This window comes from Mesorhizobium sp. WSM4809 (assembly GCF_055811655.1).
In genome coordinates, this window is sequence record NZ_JBVVQW010000011.1 from 27,651 (window position 1) to 43,881 (window position 16,231).

Annotated in this window: 12 protein-coding genes and 1 pseudogene; 9 read left to right on the top strand and 4 right to left on the bottom strand. The window is 65.2% G+C overall.

Annotated features, from left to right (window positions below; all coding sequences use genetic code 11):
• Positions 1-91: 91 nt before the first annotated feature.
• Positions 92-298 (bottom strand): annotated as a pseudogene (locus tag AC0L24_RS23550) (response regulator); the annotation flags it as partial.
• A 211-nt stretch (positions 299-509) separates the two neighbouring features.
• Between AC0L24_RS23550 and AC0L24_RS23555 the strand changes: the two are divergent.
• From AC0L24_RS23555 to AC0L24_RS23595, 9 genes are all read left to right on the top strand, one after another.
• On the top strand, positions 510-1,184 hold the full coding sequence (locus tag AC0L24_RS23555) for a hypothetical protein (RefSeq protein ID WP_127327739.1): 675 nt from the start codon (positions 510-512) through the stop codon (positions 1,182-1,184).
• Positions 1,185-1,356: 172 nt separating this feature from the next.
• Positions 1,357-1,545: a hypothetical protein gene (locus AC0L24_RS23560; RefSeq protein WP_245469950.1), complete on the top strand. Its 189-nt coding sequence runs from the start codon at positions 1,357-1,359 to the stop codon at positions 1,543-1,545.
• A 243-nt stretch (positions 1,546-1,788) separates the two neighbouring features.
• Positions 1,789-3,060 (top strand): efflux RND transporter periplasmic adaptor subunit, encoded by a 1,272-nt coding sequence (locus AC0L24_RS23565; protein ID WP_473564184.1) that lies wholly within the window; start codon positions 1,789-1,791, stop codon positions 3,058-3,060.
• Between the two features lie 4 nt (positions 3,061-3,064).
• Positions 3,065-6,208 carry an efflux RND transporter permease subunit gene (locus tag AC0L24_RS23570; protein ID WP_127271112.1) on the top strand — a complete coding sequence of 1,048 codons (3,144 nt, stop codon included), beginning with the start codon at positions 3,065-3,067 and terminating at the stop codon, positions 6,206-6,208.
• Between the two features lie 12 nt (positions 6,209-6,220).
• Positions 6,221-7,711, top strand: coding sequence for an efflux transporter outer membrane subunit (locus AC0L24_RS23575; RefSeq protein ID WP_473564185.1), 1,491 nt, complete (start codon positions 6,221-6,223; stop codon positions 7,709-7,711).
• 166 nt (positions 7,712-7,877) lie between these two features.
• Positions 7,878-8,960 (top strand): sensor histidine kinase, encoded by a 1,083-nt coding sequence (locus AC0L24_RS23580; RefSeq protein ID WP_127398128.1) that lies wholly within the window; start codon positions 7,878-7,880, stop codon positions 8,958-8,960.
• Between the two features lie 221 nt (positions 8,961-9,181).
• Complete coding sequence (locus AC0L24_RS23585; protein ID WP_127809810.1) at positions 9,182-10,063, top strand: EamA family transporter; 882 nt, start codon at positions 9,182-9,184, stop codon at positions 10,061-10,063.
• 207 nt (positions 10,064-10,270) lie between these two features.
• A complete protein-coding gene (locus tag AC0L24_RS23590; RefSeq protein WP_127271117.1) occupies positions 10,271-11,230 on the top strand; it encodes an AraC family transcriptional regulator in 960 nt (319 codons plus the stop codon).
• Positions 11,231-11,451: 221 nt separating this feature from the next.
• Positions 11,452-12,162: an outer membrane protein gene (locus AC0L24_RS23595; RefSeq protein WP_164762590.1), complete on the top strand. Its 711-nt coding sequence runs from the start codon at positions 11,452-11,454 to the stop codon at positions 12,160-12,162.
• 158 nt (positions 12,163-12,320) lie between these two features.
• Here the strand turns inward: AC0L24_RS23595 and AC0L24_RS23600 are convergent, their stop codons facing one another.
• The 3 genes from AC0L24_RS23600 to AC0L24_RS23610 are packed head-to-tail and all read right to left on the bottom strand — an operon-like array spanning position 12,321 to position 16,071.
• Positions 12,321-14,618 carry a xanthine dehydrogenase family protein molybdopterin-binding subunit gene (locus AC0L24_RS23600; RefSeq protein WP_473564186.1) on the bottom strand — a complete coding sequence of 766 codons (2,298 nt, stop codon included), beginning with the start codon at positions 14,616-14,618 and terminating at the stop codon, positions 12,321-12,323.
• Positions 14,615-15,595, bottom strand: a complete 981-nt coding sequence (locus AC0L24_RS23605) for an FAD binding domain-containing protein (RefSeq protein ID WP_127809812.1) — start codon at positions 15,593-15,595, stop codon at positions 14,615-14,617. The genes AC0L24_RS23600 and AC0L24_RS23605 overlap by 4 nt, the downstream gene beginning before the upstream one ends.
• Entirely contained in the window at positions 15,592-16,071 is a 480-nt protein-coding gene (locus tag AC0L24_RS23610) for a (2Fe-2S)-binding protein (RefSeq protein WP_127327750.1), read from the bottom strand. Before AC0L24_RS23610 ends, AC0L24_RS23605 begins: the two co-directional genes overlap by 4 nt.
• Positions 16,072-16,231 lie beyond the last annotated feature (160 nt).

Sequence of the window (16,231 nt, forward strand, 5' to 3'; positions counted from 1 at the left end):
GGGCGGGGCCCCCCCCCCGCGGGGGGGGCCCCCCCCCCCGCGCCGCGGGGGGGGGGGGGGGGGGGGGGGGGGGGGGGGGGGGGCCCCCCCCCCCGCGGCAGATATCGAGCCCCGAGCCGTCCGGCAGCATCACGTCGAGCACGATCAGGTCGAACTGGCCCGCACCAAGCCGTTGCTCGCATTCGCGCCGGTCCGCCGCCGCCGTGACGCGAAAGCCCTGGCTGTCGAGATAGCGCTGGAGAAGCGTCCTGATCTCGCGGTCGTCGTCAACGACGAGGATATGGGGTTGTGACTGCATCAATCGTGCCCTTGCCTTGGCCACGATTATAGGAGGAGCCGCGCCCGAGCGGCATGGAAAATTGCAACCGAACGTTTCCGGCGGGTCATGGGAAACATTCGGAAACAAATTGCCCTTTTGCGGAAACCTTCGGCAACACGCCGACGCGAAGCGGACAAAGACGCTTCCTATCCTCTGAACTGTCCGAAGCATGAGAGAAAGGAACATCTTTATGCGAAGCAGACTTCTTGCGCTCGGCCTGTTTTCCGTCGCCGCAATTCACCCCGCGCTGGCAGCGCAGCCCGATCCCGGCGCCGGACCCGGCGAGCCGCCACCTGTCATGGCCATTCAGGACGGCCTGGATCACGGCCCGATGGCTGGACCCGGCCCGCATGGACCGATGCGGCCTGGCTCACAGGGTTTTGGCCCGCAGGGCTTTGGCCCCCGCCGCATGGGTCCGCCGCCGGAATTCATGCTGGCCGCCCGGCTCGCCGCGCTGGAGACCCGCGTTGGCATCCGCACCGAACAACTCGACGCCTGGCGCGACTACACCAGCGCGCTGCAGGCGGTGCTTTCGCCGCCTCAGCCTGACCACGGGCGGCCCGGTAGTGCTGAAGCGAAGGGTCCCGACGCGGCGGGTCCCGGCGGCAAGCCTGATCCTTTCGCGTTCCAGGAAAAGCTGGCCGACGATGTCACCGCCCGCGCGGTTTCGGCCGGTAAACTGAAGGACGCGATCGCGGAACTGCGTGCCAAGCTGACGCCCGAACAACTCGAAGTCCTCGCTTCGGCGGAACGCCCCCATGGATCACCCCCCGGTCCCTGGGGCGGGCCGCCGAACGATGCAGCCGGCCCCAGAGGCCTGCCCAACGATGGCAGGCAGCTCTCGCCCCAGCCCGGGAACGACTGACAACTCTGACCGACTGCACCGGCCGGCCCGGTACCCAACCCGTTCTCGGGCCGGCCGGTTCTCCGGGGGATGGCGGGCGTATCCCTGCCATCCCTCGTTTCAATCACGTCCAGTTCGAATGACGCCAATTCGAACCATACAATGGAAGCACGACAATGTGGGAACCATGATCATGCTGCGGCTGCTCGCGTCCGCCAGCCCGAGGCTCTCGTTTGGTCCTGCCGGGCGCGATATGCCGCTGGCCCTCCCGGTCGACACGCTGAAGGGCGCGATCCGCCTGCGCTTCGCCGCCTGGCGGCTGTCGCTTCCGCTCTCGCAGCCGCTCGACAACCATGGACATCATGACCGCAAGATCGCGTGAACTCCGGCAAGGCGCTTGGCATGTCCTCGCTGATCGGCATAATGATGTTGGTGGGCATCGAGGCCAGCTACTCGACTTTCGAGCAGCTCCGGCCGCCGAGAAGGAGCGCGACATGAGCCGCTTCCAAGCATTGCTCGTCGCCGCCCGCCGACGGGTGCGGCCTATCATCATATGGATCGGCATGCCCCTCGACCAAGCGGTCCATTGCCAACGCGTACACAACTCCAGGGAAAGATCCAGGCCATGATTTCCAAGCCTAGCCAGCCTCGTTTTTCGGCACGCCATCTGGCGCCCTGGGCCGCGATGTTCGCCGCTGCCTTTCTGCTGGCGTCCTGCTCGCAGGAGGGCAGCGCCCCCGCCGGCATGGGCACGCCCGGCAAGCCGGAAGTCGGCGTCGTCACCTTGCATCCGCAATCGGTGGCGATCACCGCCGAACTGTCGGGGCGCACGGCGGCTTCGCTGGTTGCCGAGGTGCGCCCGCAAGTGAACGGCATCATCCAGCAGCGCCTGTTCAAAGAGGGCAGCGAAGTTGCTGCGGGACAGCCGCTCTACCTGATCGATCCGGCAAGCTACAAGGCAGCCTATGACAGCGCGGTCGCCGCCCAGCAGAAGGCGCAAGCGGCGGTGCCGACTGCGCAGGCCAAGTTCGACCGTTATGCAGGGCTTTTGAAACAGAACGTTGTTTCCAAACAGGATTATGACGATGCCGCCGCCACGCTGGCGCAGGCGCAAGCCGATGTCGCCTCGGCCAAGGCCAGCGCCGAGACGGCGCGCATCAGTCTCGACCGCACCTCGATCACGGCGCCGATCGCCGGCCGCATCGACAAGTCCACGCTGACGCCCGGCGCGTTGGTGACCGCCAACCAGGACACTGTGCTGACCACCATCCGTGCCCTCGATCCGATCAATGTCGACGTCACGCAATCGAGCACCAACCTGCTCAATCTGCGCCAGGCGATCTCGGAAGGGCGGCTGAAGTTCAGCGGCCCCAATGTCAGCGTCAAGCTGAAGCTCGAGAACGGCACCATCTACACGCAGACCGGCAAGCTGGAATTCGCCGGCGCCAATGTCGACCAGACCACCGGCACCTTCGCGCTCAGGGCCGAATTCCCCAATCCCGATCGCTTGCTGCTGCCCGGCATGTATGTGCGGGCGCTGGTCGAGGAGGGCGTTGCCCAGAACAGTTTCCTGGTGCCGCAGCGCGCCGTCAGCCGCAACACCAAGGGTGAGGCGACCGCCATGGTCATCAATGCGCAGGGCAAGGTCGAGACGCGGGTGCTCGCGGTGCGCAACAGCGTCGGCAACAACTGGCTGGTGGATTCGGGTGTCGGCGACGGCGATCGTGTCATTGTCGAGGGCATGCAGCTGGTGCGCCCCGGCGGCGATGCGACGGGCGTTGAGGTGACGATCGACGAGACGACCGGCGAGGTCAAGGATCGCGGGCAGGGCACGTCCGCCGCACCGGCCGCGTCCAACGCTGCCAAACCGGCGCCTGCCGCCGCGACCGGGAACTGAGGCGATGTCCGTATTCTTCATCAACCGGCCGATCTTCGCCTGGGTGATCGCCATCGTGATCATGCTGGGCGGGCTTCTGGCGCTCACCTCGCTGCCGATCTCGCAATATCCGCAGATCGCGCCGACGACAGTCAACATCAGCGCCACCTATCCGGGCGCTGACGCGCAGACGGTCGAGAACTCGGTGACCAAGGTCATCGAGCAAGGCATGACCGGCATCGACAATCTGGACTACATGACGGCGACGTCGACCTCGACCGGTTCGGCCTCGATCACGCTGACCTTCACCACCGCAGCCGATCCCGACACCGCCCAGGTGCAGACGCAAAACAAGCTTCAGCTGGTGCAGTCGCAGCTGCCGCAGGTGGTGCAGAGCAATGGCATCACCGTCTCCAAATCCTCGACCGGATTCCTTATGGTCATCGGCTTCGTCTCGACCGACGGCAAGATGAACTCGACCGATCTCGCCGACTATGTCGACGCCACCGTCAACGACACGCTGAAGCGCGTCGAAGGCGTCGGCTCGACGCAGCTGTTCGGCTCCGGCTATGCCATGCGCATCTGGCTCGATCCGGACCAGCTCGCCAAATATGCCCTGATGCCGAGCGACGTGGCGACCGCCATCGAGGCGCAGAACACGCAGGTTTCTGCCGGCCAGCTCGGCGGCCTGCCGGCGCGCAAGGGCCAGCAGCTCAATGCCACGGTGACGGCCAAGAGCCGGCTGCAGACCGCCGAACAGTTCCGCAACATCATCCTGAAGAGCCAAACCGATGGCTCGCTGGTTCGCCTCAACGATGTCGCCACCGTCGAACTCGGCGCCGAAAGCTACACGACGCAGGCCAACTACAACGGCAAGCCCGCGGCCGGCGTGGCCGTCAATTTGGCGACCGGCGCCAACGCCATCAACACCGCCGAAGCGGTGCGCTCGACGATCGCCCGGCTGAGCTCGACCTTCCCGCAAGGCGTCGAGGTCGTCTATCCCTACGACACTTCGCCTTTCGTGCGGCTGTCGATCGAGGAGGTGGTCAAAACGCTGGCCGAGGCGATCGTGCTGGTGTTCCTGGTGATGTTCATCTTCCTCCAGAATCTGCGCGCCACCATCATCCCGACGATCGCCGTGCCAGTGGTGCTGCTCGGCACGTTCGGCGTGCTGTCGCTGTTCGGCTATTCCGTCAACACGCTGACGATGTTCGCCATGGTGCTCGCCATCGGCCTTTTGGTCGACGACGCCATCGTCGTCGTCGAGAATGTCGAGCGCGTGATGCAGGAGGAAGGCCTGCCGCCGAAGGAGGCGACGCGCAAGTCGATGCACGAAATCACCGGAGCGCTGATCGGCATCGCCACCGTGCTTTCGGCCGTGTTCGTGCCGATGGCTTTCTTCGGCGGCTCGACCGGCATCATCTACCGGCAATTCTCGGTGACCATCGTCTCGGCGATGGTGTTGTCCGTGCTGGTCGCCCTTGTGCTGACGCCCGCACTTTGCGCCACGATCCTGCGACCGCCCAAGGACCATGCGACGCAAACGGGCCCGTTCGGCTGGTTCAACCGGGTCTTCGATCGCGGCACGCTTGCCTATCGCGACGGCTCGCACGGCATTATCAACCGGTCCTGGCGCTTCCTCGCCGTCTTCCTGGCCATCGTCGTTGCCGTGGGCTGGATGTTTGCCCGGCTGCCAAGTTCGTTCCTGCCGGAAGAAGACCAAGGCATCCTGATCACCAGCGTGTCGCTGCCGGTCGGCGCGACGCAGGATCGCACGGAGCGGGTGCTGGCAGAGGTGACCGACCATTATCTCAATCAGGAGAAGGACGTCGTCGACGGGGTGTTCACCGCTTCCGGCTTCGGCTTCGGCGGCGCAGGGCAGAATGTCGGCATTGCTTTCGTGCGGCTGAAGGACTTCGACCTGCGGAAATCGCCGGCTTCTGCCGCGCAGGCAATCGCCGGCCGGGCGATGGGCGCGTTTTCGAAGATCAGGGATGCGCAGGTCTTCGCGCTTGCGCCTCCCGCCATCCAGGGCTTCGGCAACACCAACGGCTTCGATTTCTACCTGCAGGACGTCAACGGTGCGGGCCATGACGCGCTGATCCAGACGCGCAACCAGCTTCTGAACCTGGCCGGGCAGAACAAGCTGCTCGCCAACACGAGGCCCAACGGGCAGGAAGACCAGCCGCAATTCTCGGTCGACATCGATCAGGAAAAAGCCAGCGCGCTGGGCGTCAGCCTGGCCGACATCAACAACACGCTTTCGACCGCCTGGGGCAGCGATTACGTCAACGACTTCATCGATCGCGGGCGGGTGAAACCGGTCTATCTGCAGTCGGACCCGAACTTCCGCATGCAGCCGGAAGATCTGGACAAATGGCAGGTCCGCAACGCCAGCGGGGCGATGGTGCCGTTCTCGGCCTTTGCTTCCAGCCATTGGACATTCGGTTCGCCCAGGCTCGAACGCTACAATGGATCGGCGGCTGTCGAGATCCAGGGCGCGGCGGCCACGGGCATCAGCTCGGGTGCCGCCATGGACGAGATCGACAAGCTGGTGGCGCAGCTGCCGGCCGGCTATTCCCACGAATGGACAGGGCTGTCGCACCAGGAGAAGCTTTCCGGCAACCAGGCGCTGTCGCTCTATGCGATCTCGGCCCTTGTGGTGTTCCTTTGCCTGGCAGCACTCTATGAGAGCTGGTCGATCCCGTTCGCGGTCATGCTGTCGGTGCCGATCGGCATCTTCGGCGCGCTGCTGGCGGCAAGCCTGTTCGGCCAGTCCAACGACGTCTATTTCAAGGTCGGCCTGCTGACCACGATCGGTCTCGCGGCCAAGAATGCCATCCTCATCGTCGAGTTCGCCATCGAGCGGCAGACCGCCGGGATGGGGCTCGTCGAGGCGACACTTGAGGCAGCACGACAGCGGCTGCGGCCGATCCTGATGACGTCGCTGGCCTTCATCCTCGGCGTGTTGCCGCTGGCGATTGCCAGCGGTGCTGGCTCGGGCGCGCAGAACTCGGTCGGCATCGGCGTGATGGGCGGCATGATCGCGGCGACCGTGATCGGCGTCTTCCTGGTGCCGCTGTTGTTCGTCACCGTGCGGCGCATCTTCAAGGGCAGGGCGGCCAAACCAGATACGGGCGAGACGCCGGTGACGGCCAACCAGCAATAAGGAAAACTTCACATGACAGGTTTGGAACGTGGCTCGGTGGCCGCGAGGCGGCTTCTTGCGCCTATGATTACCGCTGTCCTGCTCGCTGGATGCGTCGTCGGTCCGGATTATCAGACGCCCATATTGGCGATGCCAGCAAGCTGGAGCGGCCACAAGCCGACAAAGCCTGCCCAGCCGGCGCAACTGTCAAAATGGTGGCAGCGGCTGCGCGATCCCGAGCTGAACACGCTTGTCGAGGAAGCGGTTGCCGGCAATCTCGATGTCGCCACCGCCAAGGCAAAAATCCGCGAGGCGCGCGCCAGCTACCGCCAGAGTGCCGGCACGTTGCTGCCGTCGGTCGACGGCTCCGGCTCGGCCACCCGCAACAAGTCAGCCGAGACCACATCAGGCCCTGACGCCACCTACAGCGAGTACCAGGCCGGCTTCGATGCAAGCTGGGAACTCGACCTGTTCGGCGCCAACCGCAGAGGCGTCGAGGCCGCGCGCTACGGGCTGGACGCCTCGCAGGAGGAACTGCGCTCGACGCTTCTTACCCTGGTCGGCGATGTCGCTTCCTATTATACCCAGGCGCGCGGCTACCAGGCCCGCATCGCGCTCGCCCGGCGCTCGGCCGCGTCGCAAAGGCAGACCGCCGAACTTACCCGCACCATGGCGCAGGCGGGCACGGCGACCGCCGCCGATGTCGCCAAGGCGATGGGGCAGGCAGCGAGCACCGAAGCCGCGGTGCCGACGCTGGAGGCAAGCTATGCCCAGGCCGTGCATCGTCTCGCCGTGCTGGCCGGCCGGCCGCCTGCCTCGCTCAGCGAGCGGCTGAAGCGGGTCGCCCCGATCCCTGCACCACGCCTGCCGATGCCCACCGGAATTCCCGCCGACCTCTTGCTTTCGCGACCCGATTTGCGCATGGCGGAACGCCAATATGCGCAATACACCGCCAAGATCGGCCAGGCAGAGGCCGCCCGCTATCCCTCGGTCAGCCTGACGGGAGACATCAGCACGGCGGCGCTGAAGCTTGGCGATCTCGGCAAGAATTCGTCGATCGGCTGGTCGTTCGGGCCGACGCTCAGCGTGCCGGTGTTCAATGCCGGTCAATTGCAGGCGGCCGTCGAGGTCGCCAAGGCGCAGCGCGATCAATATTTCATCGCATACCGGTCTTCGGTGCTGACGGCGCTCGAGGATGTCGAGAACGCGCTGGTGCTGTTGTCGCAGGAGCGCATCCGGATCGCCAAGCTCGCCTCTTCGGCGAAATCCTATGGCGATGCGGCGCGGCTCGAAGGCACGCTCTACAAGGCCGGCGAGACAAGCCTGCTCGATGTGCTCGACGCCCAGCGCTCGCTCTACTCGGCCGAGGACTCGCTGCTGCAAAGCCGCGTCCTGCTGGCGACCAACTACATCGCCCTCAACAAGGCGCTCGGTGGCGGCTGGGATGGCACGGTGGACAGTGCCAAGCCTGAGATCGTCGACGTCAAGACCGCGCCAAGGCTGGCGTCGAAGCCGGCCTCGTGAGCGGTTCCCAGAGCTCGGTCAAGTATTCCGAGGCGGCTACGCAGATTTCGAGATTGTGCGAACACACCGCTCGTGAGGGCGTGTGAAATGCCGCCTCGTGCTTTGGCGATGGCGGGGTGATCGCATCGCTGTTATTGATGGTGACCACACAGCACAGGCGCCGCAGATGACATCCGATACACAGAAGGCCGAAGCGGTCGGGCAGTTGCTCGAAACGCCGGACCTTGCCAGCGCGCTCGAAAGCGAACAGTTCAAGAAATTCCTCGACCAGGTACCGATCGCCATTGCCGTTTCGGACCTGGGTTCGAAGGAGCGTGTCGTCTATGCCAATCCGGAATTCGAGAAACTGTCCGGCCTCAAGGCGGCGACGCTCGCCCGGCAACACTGGGCGGCGCTTTCCGGCACCGGCCTGCACAAGCAGAAGGACCGGCCGCTGTTTGAGGCCGTGGTCGAGGACACCGATTTCATCGGCACGTTCCGGCTGGAGCGGACAGACGGCCAGCCGGCGATCGTCGACGTCTATTCCAACGTCATCGAGGACGACAATGGCAAGGCCTGCTTCCGGCTGGTGGCGCTGGTCGACGTCTCGGCCCATGGCGAAACGGAGGATCCGCGATCGATCGATGAGCGCATCCGCGAAAAGGACACGCTGCTGCGCGAATTGCAGCATCGGGTGAAGAACAATCTGCAGATGATCACCGCACTGATCCGGATGGAGACGCGCAACGCGGCCGAACCGGATCAGAAGCGTTTCGAGAGGCTGGCAGGTCGCGTCGATGCGCTGGCAATCCTCTACCAGACGCTGTCGGGGGACGATGAAAAGGATGAGGTCGATCTTGGTGTCTATCTCAGCCAGATCGCGTCGGCGGTGATGAACTCGCATGCGGTCGAGGGCATCCGCCTCGACATGAAGGTCGACACCTATCCGGTGTCGATCAATGTCGCCATGCCGACCGGGCTGGTGGTGAACGAACTTTTGACCAATGCGCTCAAGCATGCCTTCCAAGGGCGAGACGGCGGCACGATCACGCTGCACAGCATCGTCGACGGTGATGGCTGCCGCATCGTGATCGCCGATGACGGCATCGGCCTGCCGGACGGCGAGACCTGGCCCAAGAGCGGCAAGCTCGGCGCGCTGATCGCCCGCTCGCTGACCGAGAATGCCAAGGCGCAGTTCGACGTGAAGTCGAGCGCCGGCGAGGGCACTCAGGTGATCATCGTGTTCAAGCGCTCGGCTGCCACCGCCTGAAGCGTATCGTTGTCGTCGCGCTCTCGCATCTACAGGATCATCTCCAGCTATTCCTTGTGCACTGCGGCAATGAACGCTTCGCGGGCTGGGAGGCTCATGGCGTGCCAACAGTCCGTGCCCCAGCAGCCAGTCCGCCGCTGCCTCACGACAGGTTGGCCGGTTCGCCCTATCTCCATGCCGCCGGTCGGGTTTGGACCCGGCGGCATGGAGGATGGGATCACGTGACATCGACGCCGATTGCCAGTCGCGAAGCGGCGCCCTTGCCGGTCGCGGCACTGATGGGCGCCATGGTGTCGATCCAGATCGGCGCCACCTTCGCCAAGGGCCTGTTCCCGCAGATCGGCGCGCAAGGGACGACGACGCTGCGGCTGGTCATCGGTGCGCTGATGCTGATCGCGGTGCTGCGGCCCTGGCAGATGCGGCCCTCGCGTGCCACTCTGCCGTGGCTGGTCGCCTATGGGGTGACGCTTTGCGCGCTCAACCTCCTGTTCTACGCAGCGCTCGCCAGGATTCCGCTCGGCATCGCGGTGGCGCTGGAGTTTACCGGCCCGCTTCTGGTGGCGACCTTGAGCTCGCGGCGCGCCAGCGACTTTGCCTGGATCGCGCTGGCAGTGGCCGGCATCCTGCTGTTGTCGCCCTTCGTTCATTCCCTCGCGCCGCTTGATCCGATAGGGGTGATGCTGGCGCTGGCTGCCGGTGGCTTCTGGGCGCTTTATATCGTGCTTGCCCAGAAGGCCGGCGCGGAGCTTGGCACCCGCACCACTGCCTACGGCATGGCCATCGCCGCTGTGCTCGTGCTGCCCTTCGGTATCGCGCAGGCGGGATCCGCGCTGCTGTCGCCGTCGATCCTGGTCAGCGCGCTGCTGGTCGGGCTGTTTTCCAGCGCGTTGCCGTTCTTCCTGGAGATGGTGGCGCTGACCCGCATGCCGGCGCGCATCTACGGCACGCTGACCTGCCTGGAGCCGGGGCTGGGTGCGCTGGCCGGCTTCCTGTTCCTGCATGAAAGCCTGACCGCAACACAGTTGGCCGGGATCGCAGCCGTCGTTGTCGCCGCCTTCGGCACGGCGCTGACATCACGGCCGCCGGTGCCGTCGCCGGAGTAGGGTGGCGCGATTCGTCGGCACTGGGCATTTTCGAGTAATCCGAAATTCAACCAGCCCAATCCACGAAATTAAGCCAATCCTTGTCCAGGACGGCACTGGAATTGTCACCTGGCGCACAAGTATTTCCGGCTCTGGACAGACCGTGATCTGGTCCCATACGGTGCGTGTCGAAATGAAGACGCGATTGTAGAAAAGGCCGGTTGCCCCTTGCAAAAGAACGTCTTCTCATCGGCGGATCTGCCGCCGCATCTGGATCATCGCGCACGCTTCGCGCTCTGGCAGGACATCCATGTCGCCGAGATATGGTCGGTCGAATACACGATTTCGGAGAGACTGTCGTTCGAAGCCGCGATCGAAGCCACCGCTGTCGGCTCGCTGGTGCTTGGGCAGATGGCCGGGACGATCCGTCATGCCAGCCGCAAGGCGGGCAATATCGCCGCCGATGGTCGCGACGGCTATCTGCTGCTGGTGAACAATGGCGATACGGTGCTCAGCGGCACGCAGATTGGCCGCGATTATCACGTCGGCAAAGGCGAGGCCGCACTGGTCTCGGCTTCGGAAGCGTTGCAGATGACCGGCGGCGACAGCAATGTCTGGGCCAATGTGGTGCTCCCTCGTGCCGTGCTGGAAAATGCCTTCGCTCATATAGAGGATCGGCTGGCGTTGACCGTTGGAGCCGACAATGAGGCGCTCGGCATGCTCAAGCGCTATTGCAGCTTCCTGGAAGCAGGCCCGGCGCTGGTCTCGCCCGACCTCATCGGCCACGCCACCGAAACGATCGTCGACCTGATCGGCCTTGCGACCGGCGCCAAGGGCGAAGCGGCCGAACTGGCGGGCCTGCGCGGCCTGCGCGCGGCAAGGCTGCAGGCCATACTGCAGAAGATGCGGGATAATTTCGCCGATCCCGCCATTTCGGCGCAGGGCGTTGCCGGGCAATTGCGGCTCTCCGTTCGCTATGTCCATGACCTGCTGCAGGAAACCGGGGTGAGCTTTGCCGAGCGCATTCTCGAACTGCGCTTGCAAAGGGCGCATCGCATGCTCCGCGACAGGCACAATGACCGCATGCGGATCAGCGAGATCGCGCTGCTCAGCGGCTTCTCCGACGTCTCCTATTTCAACCGCTGCTTCCGCCGCCGATTCGGCTCGACACCGGGCAGTGCCAGGTAGTTTCGTCGCCGCTAACCCCGCCGGATACACGACACGCCAATCGACTGAGGCCGAATGGCCACACCAGCCGGGAAAGCGCTGCTATGCTTTCCCCGACAATTCGGGTGCGGCCCAGCCCAAGACGCGGCGGGCGGACAATGCAACACCGGATTTCTCGACAACAGCTGGATCTCCGCAGCTCATTTGTGCGGTGGGGAAGCAACATGGGGCAGCAGACAACAATGAAAACTCTTCTTCTCGCAACGGCCTTCATTCTCGCGCCGCTCGGTGTGGCGTGTGCGGCTGATATCAATGAGGTTTCGCCTGTTGCATCCGGCTACGACTGGTCCGGACTCTATGCCGGCGTCGACATCGGCTACGCGGCCGGAAAATCCAATCTGTTCATCGCCGGCGGCGGACTGGGCGGGGCCACCGATCTCAATGTCTCCACCGATCCGAACGGATTTATCGGCGGTGTCCATATCGGCGCCAATTACCAGATGGAGAACAGCTTCGTGATCGGCGCCGAGGCCGACATCATGTACAGCAATATAGATGGGCTGACGGCCCTCGACGCCGGCGGCGGCGGTGTCACCACGTTGCTCAAGAGCGAACTCAAATGGTCGGGGTCGGCGCGGCTGCGCGCCGGCTATGCTTTCGATCGGACCTTGCCCTACATCACTGCCGGTGTCGCCGCGGCCAAGTATGAACTAATTGCGGTCAGCGCCGGTGGCCCTGCCGCCGAAGTAACGCTCCACAGCGACAGCCATGTCGGCTGGACCGTTGGCGCCGGCATCGAGCACGCCTTCACCGACAAGTGGATCGCTCGAGCCGAATATCGTTACTCCGACTTCGGCAGCCAGGATCTCTCGGTGGCAGCCGGTCTGCCTACGGAAACCCATGTCGACCTCCAGACGCAGGATATCCGGGTCGGGCTAAGCTACAAGTTCTGATTGCTGGTGCTACAGGTCTCCCTCGGGAGATGGCCGGCAGGCCAGGGGGCCGGCGGGGCTCGGCCTGCTGCCGCAGACGGGGGTCGGCGCTCTATACGCGACGACCCCCTCTGTTGCCTTTGGCGACATCTCCCCTCGAGTGGGAGATCAGCCGCTCTTCAGATCAGCTTCTCCAGCGTGATCGGCAAATCCCGCACCCTCTTTCCCGTCGCATGGAACACCGCGTTGGCAATCGCCGGCGCCACGCCGACAATGGCCAGCTCACCAACGCCCTTGCCGCCGAGCACCGAGGAATGCAGGTCGGGGATGCCGACCGAGATCACTTCGAAGTCCGGGATGTCGGCGTTGGTCGGCACGAGGTAATCGGCGAGGTTGTCATTGACGATGCGGCCGTGGCGGCGGTCGACGATGCCTTCTTCCAATAGCGCCTGGCCGATGCCCATGATGATGCCGCCCTTCCATTGGCTTTCGGCAAGTTTCGGGTTGTAGAGCCGCCCCGAATCCAGCGCCGACACCACACGCGATACACGCACCGTGCCGAAATCCTCGTCGACGCGCACCTCGATGAAATGCGCGCACCAGGAGTGGCGGGAATAGTCGCCCTCGGTGTGCGGCAGCGCCATGGCGATGGTGGTGTAGTTCTTGTAGCGCTCCTCTGACGTCGAGTTTTCCGGCATGGTGTCGCCGGTGGCTTCGATGTGGTCGCGGCCGACGCTTTTGAGCAGTTCGGCGATCGAGACATCGGGGCCGTCGGCACGCGGCGAAGTGATACGGCCATTGGCGACGACCAGTGTGTTGGCCTGCAACGCGTAGAAGGGCGAGCGCGGATCGCCGATGGCAAGGCCCACCAGCTGGTCGAGCGCTGAGCTCGCGGCCTTGTAGACGGCGCCGGTCATGACGCCGGCCAGCCGCGAGCCGCCGGTGACGCCGGCACGCGGAAAGCGGGAGTCTCCGAGCTTCACCACCACGTCGTCAGCTCGCACGCCGACCGTTTCGGCGGCGGTCTGCGCCAGAATGGTGTAGGTGCCCTGGCCCATGTCGATCGACGAGCTTTCGACCTCGACCGAGCCGTCGGCCAGGATACGCACGATCGCCTCGCCATAGGCGCGCCGAACCGGATAGGTGCCGGCCGCGACGCCCCAGCCGATCAACTGGGTGCCGTCGCGCATCGAGCGCGGTTCGGGCGAGCGCCTGGCCCAGCCGAAACGCTCCGCACCTGCGGCAAAAGCCTCGCGCAACTGCCGGGTAGACCAAGCCTTTTTGGCATGCGGATCCTGCTCGGCATAGTTCCGGAGCCGGATTTCCAGCGGATCGATGCCGACCTCGTAGGCGAGCTCGTCGATGGCGCTTTCGATGCCGAAGGCCGAGGGGTTTTCGCCCGGTGCGCGCATGGCGCCCGGCACCACCGAATTGACCCGCACGACATTCTGCTTCGAGGAGAAATTCGGCGTCGCATACATGATCGAGGTGACCGATCCCAGCGGCTCGACCCACATGCCGTCGATGGAGGTCTCATTGACGCCGCGATGCACGATCGACTGGATCTTTCCGTCAGCGTCGGCGCCGATCGTCACCGTCTGCCGCGTCGCGGCGCGACCACCGTAACCGGTGAAGGTCTGGGGCCGCGTCATCACCAGCCGCACCGGCCGGCCGAGCATTCTGGCCGCACATGCGGCCACCGCGCCATGGCTGAGCGCCAGTGCCTTGGAGCCGAAGCCGCCGCCAATATAGGGCGAGACCAGCCGCACGTTCTCGAACGGCACGTCGAACCATTCGGCATAGGTGCGCGCCATGCCATCCAGCCACTGGCTTGGCTCCCACACGGTGAGCTTGTCGCCCTCCCAGCGGGCGATCAGGCCATGCGGCTCCATCGGCGCCTGGTACTCGCGCGGCGTGTTGTAGGCGGCGCAGATGCGGACCGGTGCCGAGGCGAACGCACCTTGCGCATCGCCCCATTCCTTGGTCATGGCGTCGATCGGGATGCCGTCGCCAGCCTTGCCGTCGCTGAGGTCGACGATGGAAGGCGTCTCGTCATAGCTGACCTTTACCAGGGCCGCCGCCGCCACCGCCTGTTCGAAGGTCTCGGCGGCCACGGCAGCGACATGTTGACCCGAGAACGTGATGTCGCGCGCGAGCGGGCAATAGGGCTTGTCGGGCGGCGGTGTGCCGAACCAGTCCGCCGCGGTCTTCAGGCTGATGATGGTGTCCGGCGTCAGCACCTGCAGCACGCCGGGAGCGGCCTCGGCTGCCTTGGTGTCGATCGCGCGCACCTTGCCGGATGCAATCGTGCTCCCGACCAGCACGGCGTAAGCGAGGCCTTCGAGCTGCTGCTCGATGGCGTAATTCGCCGCGCCGGTGATTTTGGCCGGGCCGTCGACGCGCGACAGCCGGCCGCCGACGGCTTCGGCAAAAGCGCCGTCGGACGCATCCCCATGCCTGATGTTGTGAACGGTCATGCCGTCTCTCCCAATTTGAGGATGGCGCGGGCGACGACGCGCGGCGCCAGTTCGACCTTGTAGTGGTTGGCGCCATGGTCGACAGCGCCTTCGACGGCGAGCAGGCTGGCGGCGCGGACTGCGTCCGGCTCCAGCACCTCGCCTATCAAGGCCGCCTCGACGGCCCGCGCACGCCACGGCTTGGTCGCGACGCCGCCAAGCGCCACGCGCAGATCGCGGATCGTTCGGCCGTCGGGTTCGAACTCTATGCCGACAGCGGCACTGGCGGCGGCAAACTCATAGGATTGCCGGTCGCGGATCTTCAGGTAGGTCGAACGCCGGGCGGCCGAGCCGGGGATTTCAATGGCGGTGATCATCTCGCCCGGTTCGATCGCGTGTTCCTTATCCGGCGTGGTGCCGGGCAACAGGAAAAAGTCGTCGACCGGGATCTGGCGCTCGCCGAGATGAACTGTTGCGTCGAAGGCGACCAGCGCCACGGCGAGGTCGCCTGGATACATGGCGATGCAGGCGTCGCTGGCGCCGAGCACGGCGTGGCCCCTGGTGACGCCGCCTATGGCCGAACAGCCGCTGCCGGGCTCCCGCTTGTTGCAAGCGGAGAAATTCCCGGGATCACGGAAATAGGGGCAGCGCGTGCGCTGCATCAGATTGCCGCCGATGGTCGCCATGTTGCGGATCTGCGCGGAAGCCGCCTGCCACAGGGCTTCCGACACCGCAGGAAAGCGGCTCTTGATGTCGGCATGGTCGGCGACATGGCTCATCCTGCACAGCGCGCCGATGGTGGCGCCGCGTTCGTTCACCTCGATGCTGTCCAACCCCTTGAGATGAGCGATGTCGACCAGCGTCTCGGGCTCGGCGACGCCGCATTTGGCGAGATCGACCAGCGTGGTGCCGCCGGCCAAGAGCATGGCGCCGGGCAGGGCGGCCGCTTGGCGTGCCGCATCGACCGAGTTGGCGCGCACATACGAAAAATCCCTCATGATGCGACCTCCAAGGCGGCTTGGCGAATGGCGGCGACGATGTGCGGATAGGCGCCGCAGCGGCAGAGATTGCCGGCCATGTATTCGCGGATCTCGCCGTCGGAGCCGGCATGGCCCTCACGGATGCAGGCGACCGCCGACATGATCTGGCCCGGCGTGCAATAGCCGCACTGGAAGGCGTCCTGTTCGAGGAAGGCAGCCTGCACGGGATGCATTTCGCCCTCCCGTGCAAGCCCCTCTATGGTGGTGACGGTGCGGCCTTCGGCTTGGGCGGCCAGCGTCAGGCAGGCCAGCACGCGCTCGCCGTCGATATGCACGGTGCAGGCGCCACACTGGCCGTGGTCGCAGCCCTTCTTGGTGCCGGTCAGGCCGAGCCGGTCGCGCAAGGCGTCGAGCAGCGTCACACGCGGCTCGATGTCGAGCCCGTGAAGGTCGCCGTTGATGTCGAGATGGACCGGGATCGTTGTTTTCGTCATGGGCATCTGGCTCCAGTTGCTTGACGCGAAGTCGTTGATCTGATGTTGGGCCGGCGAGGAGCTAGCGCCCGCTGTCCGGCCCTTCGCTGTCGCTCCGGACCGTTCGGGCGTTCGGCCCTTTAAAAAGGTCCACTGGACCTTTTGATCCGCCCGAAGGCGG